This is a genomic window from Chitinophaga nivalis (assembly GCF_025989125.1).
Taxonomy (GTDB): domain Bacteria; phylum Bacteroidota; class Bacteroidia; order Chitinophagales; family Chitinophagaceae; genus Chitinophaga; species Chitinophaga nivalis.
In genome coordinates this window covers 6150040-6170211 of record NZ_JAPDNR010000001.1, presented here as the reverse complement: position 1 = coordinate 6170211, position 20172 = coordinate 6150040, and the positions used below count along the sequence as shown (strand labels likewise).

5 protein-coding genes are annotated in these 20172 nt (G+C 50.8%); 1 reads left to right on the top strand and 4 read right to left on the bottom strand.

The features are described from left to right. Nucleotides 1-19 precede the first annotated feature (19 nt). From OL444_RS23100 to OL444_RS23085, 4 genes are all read right to left on the bottom strand, one after another. Nucleotides 20-13276 (bottom strand): non-ribosomal peptide synthetase, encoded by a 13257-nt coding sequence (locus OL444_RS23100; RefSeq protein WP_264729474.1) that lies wholly within the window; start codon nucleotides 13274-13276, stop codon nucleotides 20-22. Between the two features lie 81 nt (nucleotides 13277-13357). After that, nucleotides 13358-14605 carry a cytochrome P450 family protein gene (locus OL444_RS23095; RefSeq protein ID WP_264729475.1) on the bottom strand — a complete coding sequence of 416 codons (1248 nt, stop codon included), beginning with the start codon at nucleotides 14603-14605 and terminating at the stop codon, nucleotides 13358-13360. Between the two features lie 137 nt (nucleotides 14606-14742). Further along, nucleotides 14743-16491, bottom strand: coding sequence for a carbamoyltransferase family protein (locus OL444_RS23090; protein WP_264729476.1), 1749 nt, complete (start codon nucleotides 16489-16491; stop codon nucleotides 14743-14745). A 295-nt stretch (nucleotides 16492-16786) separates the two neighbouring features. Beyond that, the gene (locus OL444_RS23085; protein ID WP_264729477.1) at nucleotides 16787-17770 is read right to left on the bottom strand and encodes a methyltransferase; all 984 of its coding nucleotides are present in this window, start codon (nucleotides 17768-17770) and stop codon (nucleotides 16787-16789) included. A gap of 1679 nt (nucleotides 17771-19449) precedes the next feature. Between OL444_RS23085 and OL444_RS23080 the strand changes: the two genes are divergently transcribed. Continuing rightward, the gene (locus OL444_RS23080) at nucleotides 19450-20148 is read left to right on the top strand and encodes a thioesterase II family protein (protein WP_264729478.1); all 699 of its coding nucleotides are present in this window, start codon (nucleotides 19450-19452) and stop codon (nucleotides 20146-20148) included. Nucleotides 20149-20172 lie beyond the last annotated feature (24 nt).

Below are 20172 nucleotides of genomic sequence, written 5' to 3'. Positions count from 1 at the left end.
CAACCTATAAAAGGTGTTTTTAGTTGTTGCCTATATCAGCCAGGATATGATTGATAATGGCCGCGTTGTGTACTAAATTTTCCTGTGGCCCCAGCATGGCAATGTGCTCGCCTTTGCCTTCATAGGCTTGGATAGTTCCTTCCACCGCGCCTTCCCAGTAATACGATTTTTCTTCTGCCGCTTTAATGAGATGAAGATTGGCCGGTACACTACCCTCATTGATCAACTCATCTACATAAGCTGTGAAACGGTAGGTGTCTTCTACCAACTGATCAATGTAGCCGGAATGGTCATCGTTCAGGTCATTCTGTGCGAGTGCCTGTAACAACGCCGTTTTAATGGTCGCTTTATCTTCACCCTGACTGCCCAGTTTTTCTACCCGGCGAATCACATCAATCATGATGAGATCAGACACCGTATGCCCTTTTGCCACCAGTGCCTTGGCTACTTCAAAGGCCAGATTGCCACCGGCAGAATAACCCAGTAACAGGTAAGGTCCCTGTGGCTGCATTTTTTCCATCAGTTCTATGTAGATGTTGATCCGGTTATCATCATGGATGTAGTTGAAACTATACAGCGAGTGGGTAGTAACCAGATCAGACAGCTTACTGTAAGCCAGGCCCTGACCCATCGCCGGCGGGAACATAAACAGGTGTTGGGGCCGGAGCGACGAGAGCAGCGCCAGGTGTTTGTCTGCCGTACGATGTTGATGTAAGGCTTCGGTAACTGCCACAGCCAGCGTCTGTATGGTGGGTGATTTGAAAATATCGGTGAGCGACAGATCGGTTTGAAACAGCTGATTGATTTTGCCGGTAACGGCTACGGCTTTCAGCGAATGGCCGCCTGCTTCAAAGAAATTATCCTGTGTGCCGATGGGTGCATTACCCAATACAGATTCCCATATAGTCACGAGTTGCTGTTCGGTATCATTCATCGGTGCTACATAGGGCGTACTGCCATGCAGGGTTTTATCGGGTTCCGGTAATGCTTTCCGGTCTGTTTTACCATTCGGCGTCACCGGCATTTTTTCCAGCTGTACAAAATAGGAAGGGATCATATAGTCCGGCAGGTGTACAGATAGCCGGCTTCTGATATCCGTTGCGGTATACGGTTGTTCTGCCGTAAAGTAAGCGCAGAGGTATTTCTCTCCCTGTTTGTCGGTTCTGTCCATGACGAATACATCTTTCATATCCGGCATGACACTCATGAGGGCCGCAATTTCACCGGGTTCTATCCGGTAGCCCCTGATTTTAACCTGTTGATCGATCCTGCCCAGGAATTTGATTTCGCCGGCAGGTGTCCAGCAGGCGAGGTCGCCGGTACGGTACATTTTACGGCCTGGTACCAGCGGGTCGGCCACAAATTTCTGCTGGTTTAATTCCGGACTGTTCAGGTAACCCCTGGCCAGCGAATCGCCGGCTACGCATAGCTCTCCTGGTATACCTACGGGTTGCAGCCGATCTTCGGCATCCAGTATATAAACGCTGGTATTGGCCATCGGAACGCCGATGGTATCATCGCCATGGCGGCATTTTTTGGCGGCGGCATTCACCGTTGTTTCCGTAGGGCCGTAGATGTTATATAGCGTATAGCCTTTATCGAGTACGCTGTCTTTCAGGGTTTCTTCCAGTTTCTCCGCACCGGTGATAATTACCCGCAGACTTTCCATCGGTTCATTGTCTACTATGTAATCCTGGAGTAACGTGGGTACTATTTCAGCCACGTTGATGCGGTGTTGTTGGATGAAGGCTGTGAAAGCAGCTTTATCCATTTTTACTTCCGTTGGAATAATGTAGACACCGGCGCCACCGAGTAAGGGTATGATGATTTCTTCCACCGATACGTCGAAGCCGATACTGGTCATCTGCAACACCCGGTTATGCGTACGCAGGTCATGCTGGCGGTTAAACCAGGTAGCGAGGTTGATCACCCCCTGATGTTCGATCTGCACGCCTTTGGGAATGCCGGTAGAACCGGAGGTGTAGATCACATACGCGAGGTGTTGTGGCGTAGTAGCGGTCGAGGTATTCTGTACGCTTTGTTGCTGCAGGGTGGTCGTCAGTGTTTCCGGTAGTACGAATGTACAGCCGGTATGTTCCCGGAGATAATCCGGCTGGTGGCCCTGTATGGCTGTTGTGGTGGTTACCACCAGTTTTACGGCCGCATCGCGCAACATGGCCAGGATACGATCATCTGGTAGCTCCGGTACCAGTGGTACATAGGCAGCGCCTGATTTTAGTATAGCCATGAGCGTTACAATCATATTGGCCGAACGCTCCATCATCAATCCGATGAGCTGATCCGGTCCGGCACCTTTTTCCTGCAGTATCCGGGCAAGTTGATTGGCCTGTTCATTCAGTTCGCGGTAGGTGAGGGTGGTATCATTGTATACGACAGCTACTGCTTCCGGCTGCGTGGCGGCTACCTGTTCAAATGCCCGTTGAATGGTCAGTTCACGCGGGTATTCCATCGCCGTGTCATTGAAGCGGGTAAGGATCTCTGTTACTTCCGCAGGCGTAGCCAGTGGAATATCGCGGAGCAGTATATCCGGTTGTTCCAGGATACAACGGAGTATATGCTGATAGTGCATGCCCATGCGCCGGATGGTATCCGGTTTAAACAGGCGGGTGCTGTAATTGACGGCCAGCCTGCTGTTGCCGGCATGTTCGTTGACACTGAAAGCCAGGTCGAACTTAGCGGTATTGGCCTGCAGTTCATAAGGTTGCAGGGAGAAGTGAGGTGTTTGCAGGGGCAGTGTACCAATGTGCTGATAGGAGAACATGGTATCAAACAGCGGATTTCTGCTCAGGTCGCGCTTAATGGCGAGGCTGTCCAGCAAGGCTTCGAACTGATAGTCCTGGTTGGCGGCGGCGTGCAGCAGGTTGTCCTTCACCTGTTGCAGGAATGTCCGGAAAGATATATCACCGGTAGGCTGATTACGCAACACGATGGTGTTGACGAACAGGCCGATGATGTTTTCGAGGTCGGCATGGGTTCTGCCGGCAACGGGCGTGCCTACGGCAATGTCTTCTTGTCCGGCATACTTTGCCAGCAGGATGCTGTAGGCGGCGAAGGTGAGCATGAAGGTAGTGGCCTGGTGTTGTCCGGCAGCTATTTGCAGGCTTTTGCTGAGTGCGGCCGGTAGCTCAAAGAACATTTCATCGCCTTCAAAACTTTGTATGGCCGGTCGCGGATAATCTGCGGGGAGGCTCAGGGCAGGGATGCCGCCATTGGCCGCGCCAAATTGTTGCTGCCAGTAGGCTGCCTGTTCCTGCAGCTGAGGAGAATCCTGCTGTGATTGTTGCCATACGGCGTAATCGGTATACTGTATGGCAAGTGGTGCTAAGGTGGTTTCCTCATACAAAGCCAGTAGCTCTTTCAACAGTACTTCCAGGGTGACGCCGTCGGCAATGATATGATGGATGTCCAGTAACAACACCTGTTGTTGCGCTGGCAGCTCCAGCAGACTGGCGCGGAGCAGCGGTGCAACGCCCAGGTCAAAAGGCCGGATAAATGCGGTAGCCGTATCGTGTACCGCAGCTGTTGCCACGGTTTGCCGTTGCAGGGAACAGGTAGCGGTATCGGCTACTATTTGTACGGGTTCACCATTCATAACGGTAAAGGAAGTACGTAGTGCGGCATGCCGTTGTATCAGGGCCTGCAGTGCCTGTTCCAGCCGGTCGGGATCAATGGAGCCGGTGACGTTGGCTACAAACGGAATGTTGTACGCGGTACTGTTATCTTCAAACTGATCGAGAATATACAGTCGCTTTTGGGCGGCAGACAGCGGGTAATACGCCGATACCGGCGCCGGTGTTACCGGGGTGTAGGTGGTTTTTACGGCGGTATCAATGTAAGCAGCCAGCTGTCCGAGCGTGCGTAAACGGAATATTTCTTTCAGGGGTACGGTCACCTGGAAGGCGCGTTGGATATTGGCCGTAAGTAACGACGCTTTCAGGGAGTGGCCGCCTGTTTCAAAGAAGTCGTCTTCCATGCCCGGATGCGAAATAGGCAGGATATTTTTCCAGATGTCGGCCAGCCGGATGGCAGTGAGGGTATCCGGGGCCGTTTTGGCCGCGACTTCACCGGTGTGTACCGCTGGCAGGGGCAGTGCTTTCCGGTCGGTTTTACCGTTGCTGGTGAGTGGAATGCGGTCCAGCTGCAGGAAATATGCGGGCACCATATATGCCGGCAGGGTATCTGCCAGGTACGCTTTTACAGCGGCTGGTGCTAAAGGAGCCGTAGCCGCATAATAAGCCACTAAGTACTTTTCTCCTTGCGCATGGCTATGTGCCAGTACTGCTGCCTGGTCTATGTCCGGATGATTTAATAACCTGTTTTCAATTTCTCCGGGTTCGATGCGGTAGCCGCGGATTTTTACCTGGTGGTCGGTTCTGCCTGTGTAGGCGATGTTGCCATCGGGCAGCCATTTACCCAGGTCGCCGGTACGGTACATCCGTTCGCCGCTGACAAAAGGATCTGCTTCAAACTTGCTGTCGGTAAGGGTCGGATTACCGACATATCCCCGGCCTACGTTGCGGCCGGCAATGTATATTTCTCCCGGCATACCTGGTGGTTGCAACTGCCGGTGCTGATCGAAGATGTAGATGCGGTTGTTGCCAACGGGCCGGCCAATCGATGGTACTTCTTCCAGGGCATCGCCTGCGTGGAGGATGTAGGTGGTGGCCACGTGGGTTTCAGAAGGACCGTAGTGGTTATGTACCTGTACGCCGGTGGTCCGGATATACTGCCGCAACAGATCTGATACCAGCAGTTGTTCGCCGGCAGTGATGATATGCCGGATACAGGCGGGCAGCTGTTGTACAAAGGCGGCCTGTCCGAACAGGAATTTAAGATAGGCAGTAGGCAGGAATACGGTCGGGATCTGGTGAGTGCCAATGAAGTCCAGCAGCCAGGCAGGTTCTTTCTTCCGTTCTTCGTCTGCAATGTATAAACATCCGCCGCCAGAGAGGGTACTGAAAATTTCCTGGTAACATACATCAAAGCACAGAGTGGTAAACTGTAATACCCTGCCGGTGAAATCGGCAATATCTTCCTTTTGCTGGTATACAATGAGGTTTACCAGGTTGCGGTGTTCCAGCATCACACCTTTGGGTTTGCCGGTGGTGCCGGAAGTATAGATGACGTATAACAGGTGGTCGCCCCGCACGGCCGTGGTAGGCTGGGTGGGGCCATCGGTGCCCTGCAGCGCGGTTTGCAGTGTTACAGGTGTTGCCGGTAAATCCATATCCGGAAGAGTATCCAGCAATACCATTTTGGCGCCGCTGTCTTCCAGGATATACTGGATTCTGTCTGCCGGATAAGCGGGATCGATGGGTACAATAGCGGCGCCGGCTTTTAATACGCCGAGAACGGCAGCTATCATACGGGGGGATCTTTCCGCCATGATACCAATGATATCTTCGGTTTGTGTGCCGTGTGCCAGCAGCCAGGCGGCGATCCGGTCTGCCTGCTGTTGCAGCAGGCTATACGTAACGGCTTCGTGGTGGTGCACAATGGCGGTAGCTTCCGGCGTGCGTGCTGCCTGCCGGGCAAACAGGTCATGGATGGTCGCTATCTCACCGGTATCAAAATGGGTATCATTGAATGATTGCAGTTGAGCCGTATCCGTTAGTGACAGGATGGGGATCTCCCGTACTGCGAGGCGGGGCTGCGCTGCTACGGCGGTGAGTGCGGTTTGCAGCTGTGCGGCCAGTTGCAGGATCTGTTGGGGGGTATATACTTCGCTGTTGTAGTTAAAGCGGATGGTGAGCGTTTCCTGCGGTACCACAATGATGTTCAGGTGGTAGTTGGTTTGCTCATAGAATTTTACCCGGTTTATTTTCAGCCGTGCACCATCCGGAGAGGTGGGTTGTAACAGTTCCTGTTCTACCGGAAAGTTTTCAAATACCAGGATGTGGTCTATCAGTTCCTGTTTCAACGGACTTAACTGCTGTATCTCCGCCAATGGCAGGTAACTGTAGGTGCCGGCAGTTAATGCCGCTGATTGCAGTTGCTGGGCAAGGGCGATAAAAGAGGTATCACCGCTGCATTTTACCCGTACAGGTATGGTGTTGATAAAGAGTCCGGCTATACCGGCAATATCGGGTATTTCCCACGGCCTGCCGGAGGTAACGGCGCCGAATACCGCATCGTCCGTATGATTGTACCGTTGCAGCAAAATACCCCAGATAGCCTGCAGTAAGGTGTTGAGCGTTACTGCGTGTTGGGAGGCCACTTGTTGTAAGGCCTGACAAAGGGTATCGGGCAGAATGTATGTTTCTTCGGCTACGCTATAGGTAGCCGCTGGTTCCCGGTTTTGCGCCGGCGACGTGCGGGTATGCACATCCGCCAGGTACGTTTGCCAGAAGTCCGCGGCGGCGGCAGTATCTCTGCCGGCGAGCCAGGAGATGTAGGTGTCAAACTGTGGCTGTAAGGCCGACAGGATGTATTTCCCGTCCGTGAGGGCCAGGTAGTTTTTGAACAGGTGGCTCATCAGGAGCGAAAAACTCCAGCCATCCAGGATGATGTGGTGGAAGCTGCACAGCAGGGTAGCGGTATGATCGCTTGTTTTAACCAGATGCAGGCGATGTAATGGTCCGGCTGTCAGGTCATATCCATGTGCCAGGTCATCGGCCCGTAATTGGTCTGTAAAGGCCTTTTTTTGTGGGGTATCCAGGTGGCTGATATCCGTACAGGCGATCACGTGAGTATGTGGACACAATACTACCTGTTGCGGCACATCCAGCCCTTTATGTACAAAAACGGTACGGAGTATCTCGTGCTGCTGTATGAGGATGTTATAGCTTTTTTCCAGTGCGGCTATATCCGGCAGGATGTCGAAATCAAACAACACCTGATCGGCATAGGCCGTGGACGTTTCATCGGCAGTCGCATGAAAGAGCATGCCAGCCTGCATCGGCGACAGGTCGTACACTTTACGCACCGTAAACGAGGGGTGCATGGCACGTCGGATGGCCGGTGCTACCGGTAGTGGCGCAATCGGTATCTGCCGGATGGCTGCCGGGCCAGGGGCATCTCCCCGGGTGAGCTGGCGTGCCAGCTGCCGGATCGCCGGATACCGGAAAATATCTTTAATCGTACAGGCGAAACCGTGCCGGGCAGCTTTGGCAGCTACCTGTATGGCTTTGATGGAGTCGCCGCCAAGCCGGAAAAAGGAATCCGTGACACCGATGGCGGTGATGCCCAGTACTTCTTCCCAGATGTCGGCCAGCATTTGTTCCAAAGGCGTCTGCGGAGCTTCATAAAAAGTATCCCGCAGGCCATGCAGGTCTGGTTCCGGTAAGGCTTTGCGGTCGGCTTTTCCGTTGGGCGACAGCGGCATCCGTTCCAGCATCACAAAGGCAGCGGGCACCATATAATCCGGCAGCTCCAGTAAAATCTGGTCGCGCAGGGCATCTTCGGTAATGGTATCACTGGTGGTCAGATAAGCACACAGGTATTTCTCCCGTTGTTTGTTTTCCCGGGCCATCACCAATACTTCTTTCACCAGCGGATGTTTGAGCAGTTGCTGTTCTATCTCGCCCGGTTCAATGCGGAAGCCCCGGATCTTCACCTGATGATCCAGACGGCCCAGGTATTCAATGTTACCGTCTTCCATCCAGCGGGTAAGGTCGCCGGTACGGTACATCCGTTCGCCGGGGAAGAAAGGATCGGCGAGGAATTTTTCCTGGGTAAGCTCCGGCCGGTTGAGGTAACCGATGCCTACGCCCACGCCTGAAATATAGAGTTCACCGGCAATACCTTCCGGTTGCAGTTGTTGTTGTTCATCCAGGATATACAGACGGATGTTGTCGATGGGTTTGCCGATAGGTACGGTATGATGAACGGGCGCCGTCATACAGTCGAACCAGGTAACATCCACAGCAGCCTCCGTAGGGCCGTACAGGTTATGTAGCGTAGATCCGTAGGTGTTATACAGCAATTCGCGGAAGAGATGTACCTGTTTAGGCTGCAAGGCTTCTCCGCTGGCAAACACCCGCTGCAGGGACGATAGCTGCCATCTGCCTGGGTGTGCCTGGAGATATTCCAGGGATACATTGAGCATGGAAGGCACAAAGTGCAGCACTGTAATCTGTTGCTGCGCAATTGTTTCCATGATGAGTGCCGGATCTTTTTCACCTTCCGGCTCGAGGAAATAAACCGAAGCGCCGGCAAAGGCCCACCAGAAAAGTTCCCATACCGATACGTCAAAGGTATAGGGTGTTTTCTGGAGGATGATATCCTGTGGCGTAAGCGGATATTGGTTTTGCATCCACTGTATCCGGTTCACGGCAGCCCGGTGGGCAATCAGGGCGCCTTTGGGCTTGCCGGTAGAACCAGAGGTATATATCACATAAGCAGCATCGGTAGGAGTGGCTTGTTCAGGCAGGGCGGCAACGCTGCCCTGGTAATACTGCGGATCTTCCAGGTCTATGCAGGTGCCGTCAAAATTGAGGCCGGACAAGTGTTTGGTTTGGGTCAGCAACACGCGGGCGCCACTGTCTTCCAGCATATATTGCACACGGTCTGCCGGGTACTCCGGACTAATCGGCAGATAGGCGCCGCCGGCTTTCTGAATGGCAAGTATACCCACCGGCATTTCCAGCGACCGGTCCGTAAACATGGCTACGATGGTATTGCGCTGCACGCCTTTTTCGCGTAGTACGCCGGCCAGCTGACTGGCTCGTTCGTTCAGGGCGGCATAGGTCAGTTGCTGTGTGCCGAAACGTACGGCTATCGCCTGCGGGGTAGCAGCTGCCTGTGCTGCAAAGATTTGTATCAGGGTTTTATCTGCCGGAAAATCTTTTTGTGTCTGATTGAACGTATACAGCAGGTGTTGTCTTTCTGCTGCGGAAGTCATGTTCATCGCGCCGATGGTGATATCCGGCTGTTGTACAATAGCATGCAGCAGTTGCTCGAAATGACGCGCCATCCGGGCAATGGTGGATGGCTTGAACAGCCGGGTGCCGTATTCAAAACGTAACCGGATGTCTTCCGTGGTAGCAGTGGCTTCCAGGGTAAGGTCAAATTTCGAGCTGGCATGACCGGTTTCATAGGTCTGCAACGTAAAGCCGGAGGTGGTGATCGCCGGCAATTCCTGTGGCTGCAATACAAACAGGGTATCGAAAAGCGGATTCCTGCTCACATCCCGGGGGATATTCAGTTGTTCCAATAATGACTCCACCGGATAGGCGGCATGGTCGAATGCCTGCAGGGTAGTCTGTTTCACTTCTTCCAGAAATGCCCGGAAAGTTTTTTGTTTCTGCGGGAAATGCCGGAGCGGCAGCGTGTGTACAAACAGACCGATCAGCGGTTGCAGGTGTGCATGTGGCCTGCCCGCTACCGGCGAGCCGGTGATGATATCTTCCTGCCCGCTGTATTTGGATAACAGGACCTGATAGGCGGCCAGCAACACCATATACAGCGTCGTTTGCTGGTCGGTAGCCAGTTGCCGGAGTTGCTGGCTGATAGTTGCCGGTATGCTGCTGTCGTGCCGGGCGCCTTCAAAAGATTGCAGGGCCGGCCGGGGATAGTCGGCCGGCAGCTGCAATACCGGCAGGGTACCTTCCATTTGTTGTAACCACCAGTCGGAAGAGGCACTTATCTGTGTCTGTTGTGCAGGTGTTTGCTGCCAGACGGTATAATCTTTATACTGTAACGGCAAGGCCGGTAATGGTTCATTTTCGTATAGGCGAAACAGTTCCTCCAGGAAAATAGTGGTAGATAAGCCATCTGAAATAATATGATGCATATCCAGCATCAGCAGACTTTTATCTGCTGCCAGCGATACCACACTGCAACGTAACAGCGGCGCCTTTGTTAACTGAAACGGCTGTACGAAATCCTGGAAGTGCTGCCGGATGTTGGCTTCGGTATCCTGGCCGGTCAGCCGGTTGATCCGGAAATCTACCTGTTCAGATAGCTGCTGGTATACGGTAACACCTTCGAGGTGGAAGGCTGTACGCAAACTTTCCTGTCGTTGTATCAGCTGCCGGCAGGCGTGTTCCAGGCGGGCAATGTCTGCTTTCCCTTCCAGTATAAAAGCGCCTGGCATGTTATAGGCGGTAGCGGCGCCTTCCAGCTGCTGCAGGATGAAGAGGCGTTGCTGTGCCGGCGAGGCCGGATAATGTGCTGCCACCGGCGCCGTTGGAATGAGCGTGTCTGAAACAGTGGTCACCCTGCCATCAAGTACGGCGGCCAGCTCCCGGATGGTGCTATAGGTAAAAATATCGGATGGCGCCAGTGGTAAGCCGGCAGCACGTGCCATATTCACCAGCTGTATATTGAGAATGGAGTTGCCACCCAATTGAAAGTAATCGGCCGTGATGCTGATAGGAGCTGTTTGTAAAAGGGTAGCCCATATATCGGCCAGTTGTTGGGTAACGACACTGTCGGGCGCTGTATACTGTCCGTCATCGGTGGTAATGTCCGGCCGGGGCAGTGCTTTTTTATCCACCTTGCCGTTGGGGGTAAGGGGTAAGGCTGCCAGTTGCTGCCATACCGCGGGAATCATATACCGCGGTAGTTTGGTGGCCAGGTAAGCGGCCAGCAGGGCTTCATCAGGGGTGGTATCCGGCCGGGCCACGTAATAGGCGGCCAGATAATTTTCGCCCTGTTGATCCTGCCACACTTTTATCGTACAGTCCTGTACGTGAGGGTGGGTGATAATCACGGCTTCAATCTCTCCCTGTTCTATGCGGAAGCCCCGCACTTTTACCTGGTCATCGGTTCTGCTTTGGAAACGGAGTTTACCATCGCTGCCGATAGCTACCTGATCACCGGTTTTGTAGACGGGGATCATTTGCCCGGCGATGGGCAGCGACAGAAAACTTTCTGCAGTTTTCTCCGGTAGCCTGTGATAGCCGCGGGCGAGGCATTTTCCGCCGATGTACAATTCTCCGGGCAAGGCAAATCCTGCCGGATATTGAAAACGGTCCAGCACATAGTAGGCGGCGTGCCGGATCGGCCGGCCGATGGAAATATCTTTTTGGGTAGGGTCAATTTTTTCTGCAGATGCCCACACGGTTGCTTCCGTAGGCCCATACATATTCCACAGTTCTACCAATGGGTATTGGCGGAAAGACTGTAGCAATGCCGGTGGTAAGGCTTCTCCGCCACAAAGGGCCTTGAATGCCGTAACCGGTTGCCAGCCGGCGAGGAACAACATTTTCCAGGTGGCAGGTGTGGCCTGCATGGTGGTTACATGGTGTTGTTGCAGGAGTTGCTGCAAGGCAAAAGCATCTCTGGTATCGGTGGCATTGGCCAGTATGATGGTAGCGCCGGTGAGTAATGGTAAGTATAATTCCAGTACATGTATATCGAAGCTGATGGTGGTCACCGCCAGTAAGGTATCCCGGGTAGTAAGTCCGGGAGCTGCTGCCATGGCTTCCAGGAAGTTGATCACACTGCCATGGGAGATCGCTACCCCTTTAGGCGTGCCGGTAGAACCGGAGGTGTAGATGATGTAGGCCAGATCGGATGGTGCGGGCAGCGGGAGCTGGCCAACAGTCTGTGTAGCTTGTGCGATGATAGCCGGTGTAACTGCGCGCAGACCGGCCTTGTCAAATTTAGCGCGGTAATCTTCCTGGGTAATGGCCAGCATACAGCCAGCATTTTCAATGATGGCGCTGATGCGGTCTTCCGGGTATTCCGGATCGAGTGGCACATAGGCGCTGCCGGCTTTCCAGATGCCCAGCAGAAAAGGGAGCAGTTGTATGGACCGGTCCATACAAACGGCAATGGGTATGTCTTTTCCGGCGCCCTGTTGTATCAGCCACGCGGCAATGTGGTCAGACTGTACGTGCAGCTGTTGATAGGTGATCGCCTGTTCGCCGGCAATCAGGGCGGTTTTGTGGCTGTACTGCGGTACCCGGTCGCGGAAAGCCGCCAGGAAAGAAGGATATACTTCCGGTAACTGGAACTGTGGTTGATTAATGGTAAGGAGTTGTTGCTGCTCTGCCTGTGGCAACCAGTCGAGCTGACGGATGGGCACATCTGCATGCAGCGGTATATATTGAATGAGGTGGGCCAGTCGTGCGGCCACCAGGTCGCCGGCGGCTTCGTTGAAATATTGCTGGTGCAGTTGTATGTCAAATAACACAGGCATCCCCTGTTGGTATTCTCTGACAAAAAGATTAAATGGTTGGGTATCGTGTTCGTGGGTGAAGGTAACGGGTGTTATCTTATCGATGCCGGCGGCCGTAATATCGTAATTGAATTGTTCATAGGAAAAAGCTACATCGAAGAGATGTTCGCGTATTTTGGTAAAGGCCCGGAGATCGCGGTGTATCTGTCCGAGGGAATAACCCTGGTACCGGTAGTCCTGTTTCTGATTCTGTTTGATTTCCTGCAGAAGGCGGTTGAAGGAAAGATCCGTTCCAAAGGAAAAACGGGCGGGAGAGGTGCTGACAAACAGGCCCAGTACTTTTTTAAATCGGGCATTGGTGCGGTTGTGTACCGGCAGGCCAATCACCAGTTCATCTGTCTGGCAGGCACGGGTGAAGTACACATACAGTAATCCCAGCAATACATGAAATACGCTGGCTTTGTTGTCGGTTGCCAGTTGTATGAGTGGTTGGTATTGCGCATAGGGTATTTCCAGCTGATACCGGGTGCTGGCAAGGCTGCCGGCAGGGGTATCTCCGGCCGGACTTAATAAAGGAGCCGGTAACGAGCGGAATTTATTTTGCCAGTACGTTTGTTGTTGCAGGAGGCTGTCGGTATCCTGTTGCTGTGCATGGATGGCCTGTACGGCATCATGAAAATGAAAGGGAGATACTGCTGATGCAGTGCCTTCATAGGCGGCCGCCACCCGTTGTATGAAAAGGGAAAATCCCCATCCGTCTAAAATGAGGTGATGCGTTTTAATGTATAGCAGACAATCGTCGTCGGCGAGTTGCACGAGGATGATATGATAGAGTTGATCCGTCAGCACGAAAGGAATGCCAAAATCTTTTTTCAGCCATGCGATGGCTGCCGCCAGGGGATCGGGCTGACCACGGAAGTCGGCGCGGGGAATCGCAGTGGCAGTGACAGGAGTGGCATATTGTAAGGGCGCCGGTCCGTTGATATCCAGTCTGGTGCGGAAGGCAGGTTCATGATTGACAATATCAAGGATTATTTTTTCCAGTAAACCATGATCCAGCCGGCCTTTTAATTGGTAATATCCGCCTATGACATACATAGGGGAGTGCGGGTGTTGTTGCTGGTGCAGGTAAATATCTAACTGGGCCGGTGTAAGGGAAAGCTTTGCTGATGAAGCTTGTTGTATCATGAGGAAATATAATTAGTGGTCACCAGACACCCGGGCTTCCTGTTTGTGTGGAGGAAGCCCGGGTGTTTGATGACCGGTGATTTAAAAAACTACCGGTAACTGCTGTACGCCGCGTATCAGCATACTGGGTCGCCGGATCAATGTTTCCGGCGCTACCGCCAGTTTGATGTCTGGCAGCCGGCGCAGGAGGGTACTGACAGCCACTGCACCTTCCAGGCGGGCCAGCGGGGCGCCCAGGCAGAAGTGGATGCCATGTCCGAAAGAAATATGACGATTATCCGTACGCGTTATATCAAATACGCCCGGCTGATCGAATTTCTTTTCATCGTGGTTGGCTGCGCCGGTCATCAGCATGATTTCTTCTCCGCGGGGAATGACTACGCCGCCAATGGCAATATCTTCCATGGCAAAACGTACGGTGGATGTAGCTACGGAGGCATCGTACCGGAGCATTTCTTCCACGGCACTTTCAATGAGTTCCGGTTTTTCCCGGAGGAGTTGCAGTTGTGCCGGATGCTGCAATAAAGCCAGCATACCGTTGCCGATCAGGTTAACGGTGGTTTCGTGTCCGGCCAGGAAAAGGAGAAATACCATCGACAGCAGTTCCTGTTCTGATAACCGGTCGCCGGTTTCTTCCACCGCTACGAGTGCGCTGATCAGGTCATTACCGGGATTGGCCCGTCTCTCTGTAAAAATCTGCTGCAGGTAGTGAATAAATCCATGGGTGGCTTCCTGTACCTGGGGTAGGTTTTCTGCCGTGGTATAACCATCGGTGAGCAGGTTAGACCACTTGCGGAACATTTCATGATGTTCAATGGGAATGCCCAGCAGTTCCGCGATAACGGTGAGGGGTAATGGAAAAGCAAAATCATCGATCAGGTCCATGCTGCCTTTATCAATTATTTTGTCTATCAGCTCATCGGCGATTTGCTGTACACGTGGGCGCAGCTGCTCGGTATGTCGTGGGGTAAAGGCTTTGTGTACGAGTGTCCGGATGCGGGTGTGATCCGGTGGGTCCATCATCAGCATATGGTTGCTCAGCATAGCCATGGCATCAATGCTTTCGAACGGCATTTCCGGCAGGGCGCCATCTGCTGGCAGCGCTTTACCTGGTACTTTTGTTACCCGGTCGTCTTTCAGAAGCGCCATTACATCATCATACCTGGTCACCAGCCATACCGGATAGTCGTTCTCCAGGGTAATGCGTTGCACGGGTGAGTCTTCCCGTAAACGGGCGTAGGTGGGGTAAGGATTGGCAATGAACTGCGGATCAAAAAGATCGACAGGCACATGAGTTTTTCCTGTAACAGGGCATTGTAATGGTTTCATGAATAAAAAATTATGACAGTAAAATGGTGTATGCGGATAATGGCTGCCGGTTGGCAGCAACAGCACGGCCACCCGAAAATGAACAGGTGATATATGCCTGCTGCATTTACTGGTAGCGGTGCTGGTGATCGGTTGGTTTAAGCGTAAGCTGCCATCGCTGCTTCCCGGTTGCCGGTCAGGTTATTTTCTTTTTTCAGCAGGAAGTTGCCAATAGCCAGGTAATCGATTTTTGTTTTAAGGAAAGTTCTGATCGCGTCATCCGGTGTACATACAATAGGTTCCCGGTCGTTGAAAGAGGTATTCAGCAATACCGGAACGCCGGTTATTTTTTTGAACTCGGAGATCAGCTGATGGTATTTCGGATTGGTAGTAGCCTGTACCTGTTGGATACGGCAGGTACCATCTACGTGCACCACTGCGGGTATCTGTTCGCGTTTGGCAGGATTTACCGGATAGGCCATCAGCATGAAACGGGATGCCAGGGCATCTTTGCGGATTTCAAACCAGTTGGCGGCATCTTCTTCCAGTACGCTGGGACAGAATGGACGGTGATCTTCTCTGTGTTTCACGAGACGGTTCATTCTTTTCACCATATCCGGATTCCGTGGGTCTGCCAGCAAGCTGCGGTTACCGAGGGCACGTGGTCCAAATTCCATGTTGCCCTGGAACCAGCCAACTACTTTTCCTTCGCTGATCAGTCCGGCCACGGTTGTTTCAATATTGTCGAGGTATTCAAAGTTAACACCCAGTCCTTTCAGGGTATAGCCGATTTCTTCATCGCTGTAGCCCGGGCCGAGGTAAGTATGTTTCAGCTCAAACGGCTGATAGTTGTCGCCACCATAAATATTATAATGGGTGAAGAGGGCCGCGCCGAGAGAGGTACCTGCATCATTGGCAGCAGGTTGAATATAAATATGTTCAAACGGCCCTTCTTCAAAAAGTACGCGGTTGGCCACACAGTTGAGTGCCACGCCACCAGCCAGGCACAGGGCGGAGGAGCCGGTCAGTGCATGCAGGTGACGGGTCAGGTTCAGCAGGATGGTAGTGGTGAGCTGCTGCAGAGCGGCTGCTATATCCATGTGTTCCTGCCGGAGTGGTTCATCTGCTTTTCTGCGCGGGAGGCCGAACAGTTTTTCCAGTGGTGCATAATCTTCGATCCGGAAAAGAATAACCAGCGGATCTATTTCGAAATCGTCTTCACTGATTTTGATAAAAGAACGGAAGCTGTCTTCGTAGATAGCCGGATTACCAAAAGAGGCCAGGCTCATTACTTTACAGGCATCATATTCAGAATGCCCGAGGTATTTAGCCATTTTCTCCCAGAGGAAACCTAACGAATTCGGGTATACGATTTGTTTCAGCGGGGTGATGGTGTCTTTTTTTCCGTGTGCGAGCAATACGGATTCAATTTCACCGATACCATCTATGGAGAGGATGGCGGCGTCTTCAAATGGTGCCGGGTAAAAGGCAGATGCCGCATGTGCTTTGGCGTGTTCTACCCAGTGGAACTGTCCTTTGAAACCGAGGCGTCTGAATTTTTCAGGCACGGAAAGTAACTGGCTGCAGAAAAGATATTCTCCGGCCGGGGTACCCCAGTCGCCGGGTGTGGTTGGATCTGTCATGTTTGCGTGCAGCGCCATTCTACGTTTGGGGTCAAAGGAGAAAGCAACGATATCAACATCCGACAAAGATAGTTCCGCGATGCGCAGACATTCCATGATAGCGTCTACCGGCAGTTCGTCCGGATTATCTATCAGGGCTGGTTTGGCGTGTTTTACACGGTTCATTCTTTCTTCTTCAATAGAAGCGATTAATTGTCCATCTACCAGGAGAGAGGCAGATGATTCGTGGTAAGCGGCATTTACACCGAGGATTTTGAGCGACATGTTGGCGATTATTATAGGTTACAAATTCGGGTTTACATTTGTCCGGCAACAGGCATAGCAATGCCAGGCCTGTTTAAAACAGGCATTTTCTATTTCGATGTCGGACAAACATATTGTTTGGTTTCCTTACTATGTACTATGTAGGGTGTTTTTTATAACACAATACATAGCTGTTACCTGTAAAGGAAATGTACAGGTAGCACCGGAGGGACGATGTGAAAAGTTAATCAGTTGCGCTGTTCACTGTACAGGAAGCATGCATTATCCTGTAGCTGATACAATAATGGATTTGTGTTTATGAAGCAATAGAACTATAGAGCGTATTAGCAGTGCCAAGCGGAGATGACCACGTTTCATACGTCTTATGGGTACGTACTGTTTGTACGTTTCCTTTCATTCCCTTTCTGTATTTGAATACGAGCATGTGTAGATGTGTGACGCCATCCTTATCGGCCTGCGTCTTCATCTGTTGGATTTTTTCTTCTTCTTCGCCGAAGATGGATACGAATCTGTCTACGAAAGCGGCGTAGGTAATAGGTTGGAGATCCAGGATGATTTCTGCAGCAGTGCCGGGCAGGTATTTTTCTGCCAGTTCCTGCAGCATAAATGCTTCCTGTTCGTTACCTGGCGCCATGGTTACCATTTGAAAAACACCATTGTCTTCCAGGTGCTGGTCTACGTTTTTCAGCAGTTCTTCCACAAAGGTAAGTCCATATATACCTGCAGCAGAATTGAAATAATAGTCCATGCCGGGAGGCGTGGGTTCGAACGGTGGGTTGGAGTAAATAAAATTGAATTTTCTGCCTTCCACGGGAGCAAAAATGTCTGTTACATTCCCATCTTTAATTTCCAGGCGTGCATCCAGATCGTTGAAGAGGGTGTTGTATCCCGTGAAAATTTTGGCTCTGGGATTGATTTCCAGGCCGGTGCAATGGGCTGCGCCTTTCATCAGGCAAAAGATACTCAGTATGCCGGAGCCTAGTCCCACTTCCAGTATGTTGGCCTGGTGGATGTCGGCGGCATGTGTGTAGTCCATAAAGAATACCTGTTCAGGTTGCAGGGGGATAACCTGGTCCTTTCCTTTGTATTCAAAGGGGTCTGTCAATACAGGGATTAATAATTGCTGGGCATTTTTTTGCTGGTTTGCTTCCAGTGCGGCAATTATTTCCTGCGGGGTGTTCACATTCCTGGCGCCGATAATTTCGTAATCGCACTTTTTTTTGGGTCCTGTTTGTTTTTCCGCCACGAAAAACAACGTCCTGCTTGTACCACCTTCCATAGTATTTTGCTTTTGGTTTAAACGATTCGGGTTTATATATGTTACATAAATATATGAATACAATATTCCTGTTCGTATAATTGCGTATATACGTATCAGTTATATGATATGTTAAAAATGACGGCTTATTCCGAAGCCGGTAATTATTTACTGCAGACGTTCACATTCCTCGTTATAGATAGTTTCATCATCGCGTTTATTTGTTCGCACTGTCTGTTTTTTTCACGAAAAGCACATTCCTGTTGATAGATCTTTTCATTGTAGCTGACGTTTGGTTTAAACGATTCGGGTTGATGTATGTTACATCAATACATTAATATAATATTACAGGGTGTATGATTGCGTATATGCATAACAGTTAGTACTGCTGTATGGAAAACAGCAATCCAAAGAAATACCAGTATGCTTATGGAAAGCACGATCTGACTTCTGTTACATAACGATAAAAAACGATTCACTTTTGCGGGTGGGCAGGGTTGTGTTCTATTGCCTGTACCGGTAAAAGGTTATTCACTGAGATTTTAAGCGATAAAAAAATAGTATAGTACTAAAAAATATAAAAACTACTGCACGTAACAATCACGGATAGCATTTGAATAAACATGGTTATTTGATGCAGCGCGTGTCTAAATAGGATCAATTTTTTGTCATGACAACAATGATATATCTGGTTTTGAATGACGTGCCAATCAATGGGAATTTATTTTCATCGCGTACAAATCGGATGCTGGAAATTAACCTTTGTTGGCAATGGGTTTTTTACAACATTTGCAAATACCTTTCAATAAGTAAATGCATCCCCAAATTTAATCTTATTTTTTAATAATTATTAATTAGTTTTTTATTCTTGACATAATTTTAACGTTGAAGGGTATACGCTGCGAAACTGCGTCTTTTTGGAAGGTGTATATTCCGCCGGGGCTGTTGATGCACCGCATTACGAGCGGATGGTGGCGGCGTAATAAATAGATGTTTAAACATATGTCTGTCATCTCTCACAGATAAAATAATTGTATACAATCATATTGTGCGGAATTTCCTGTTATCAAATAATTTATGCTATTCGTCATCGGTATAAAACCGATCCTGCTTTTTTTCGTCTTCCTTTTTTTTGTATTATTGTTATACGGTTGCGGGAATGGCTGATGTTAACCAGACGAAACCCTTTTTACATAGCCAGGTATTGTAGCACCGTGATGATGAGGTTCTTTCATAGAGAAATAGTCGTTCGTCAAGATAACTTTAACCGGAAACCATGGGAAACAGCTCATTTGCTGCTGGCTGATCCGCCCCTTTGCCTGGAAATGCGCTTTTGTCGTTTTCCTGCGACCCACTGTCACCGCCATGGGCAAAGCGGATACGGCGCCTGGATTTTTCCGCTGAAAATATCGGGAAGAATGAGTATATTTCTGCCTGCAATCGTGACCCTCCTTTTGGATAAAAGGATGCAATGGAAAAACAGGAGAAGAGAACGCCAACGATCGTTATTGTTTATTAATTTTAAGAACAGCGCCCTGACCCCGTACATTCCCTGCCTGCCAGCTGCAGCGGAGAACAGTATCAGCCAGGAATACCGTTGCCGTAACGGTGAAACAGGAAAGAGAATACCCGCATAGTGCCCCCGATCAGCAGTGTAACCCGGTATGCCCTTCCAATTAATCACATTTAGAGATATAAATATGAAGCAGGTACAATTGTTTTTGTTGCATTTCGCAGGAGGGAACTGCTATTCGTTCCAGTTCCTGCAACCTTATTTACGTGATGTTGAATTTATTCCCCTGGAGCTGCCAGGAAGAGGTAGAAGATACGGAGAAGAACTGCTGGTAGATCTGCAGGCGGCTGCCGATGACTTCTGCCGCCAGATTAGCAGTAAACTGACTTCCAAACATTATGTTATATATGGACATAGCATGGGCGCATTACTGGCGCTGAAAGTGGCAGGCATGCTGGAAGCACGGAACCAGCCACCGGCACATGTGGTGGTAAGCGGTAATGCAGGTCCTGGTACCAAAAAAGGATTGAAACGTCACCTGATGGAGAAATCCAAGCTGAAAGAAGAACTGAAAAGTCTGGGAGGCGTACCGCAGGAGTTCCTGGAAAGCGAAGAGCTGTTCGATTTTTACGAAGCCATTATGCGGGCAGATTTTGAACTGGCAGAAAAAGATAACATTGCTGACTATCCCCGTATTAAAGCACCGATATATGCCATCATGGGCGATGCAGAAGAAGGCGTAGCAGATATCCATAACTGGGCCGGCTTTACTTCTTCTTTTTCTTCTTCCCTGTTACCGGGAGGTCACTTCTTTATACATAAACACCCGGTGCAGCTGGCCGGTATCATTAAAAGCTGCTGCCGCCGTCAGTTACTGCAGCCATAAATACTGCCTCATCGTACACTAAAG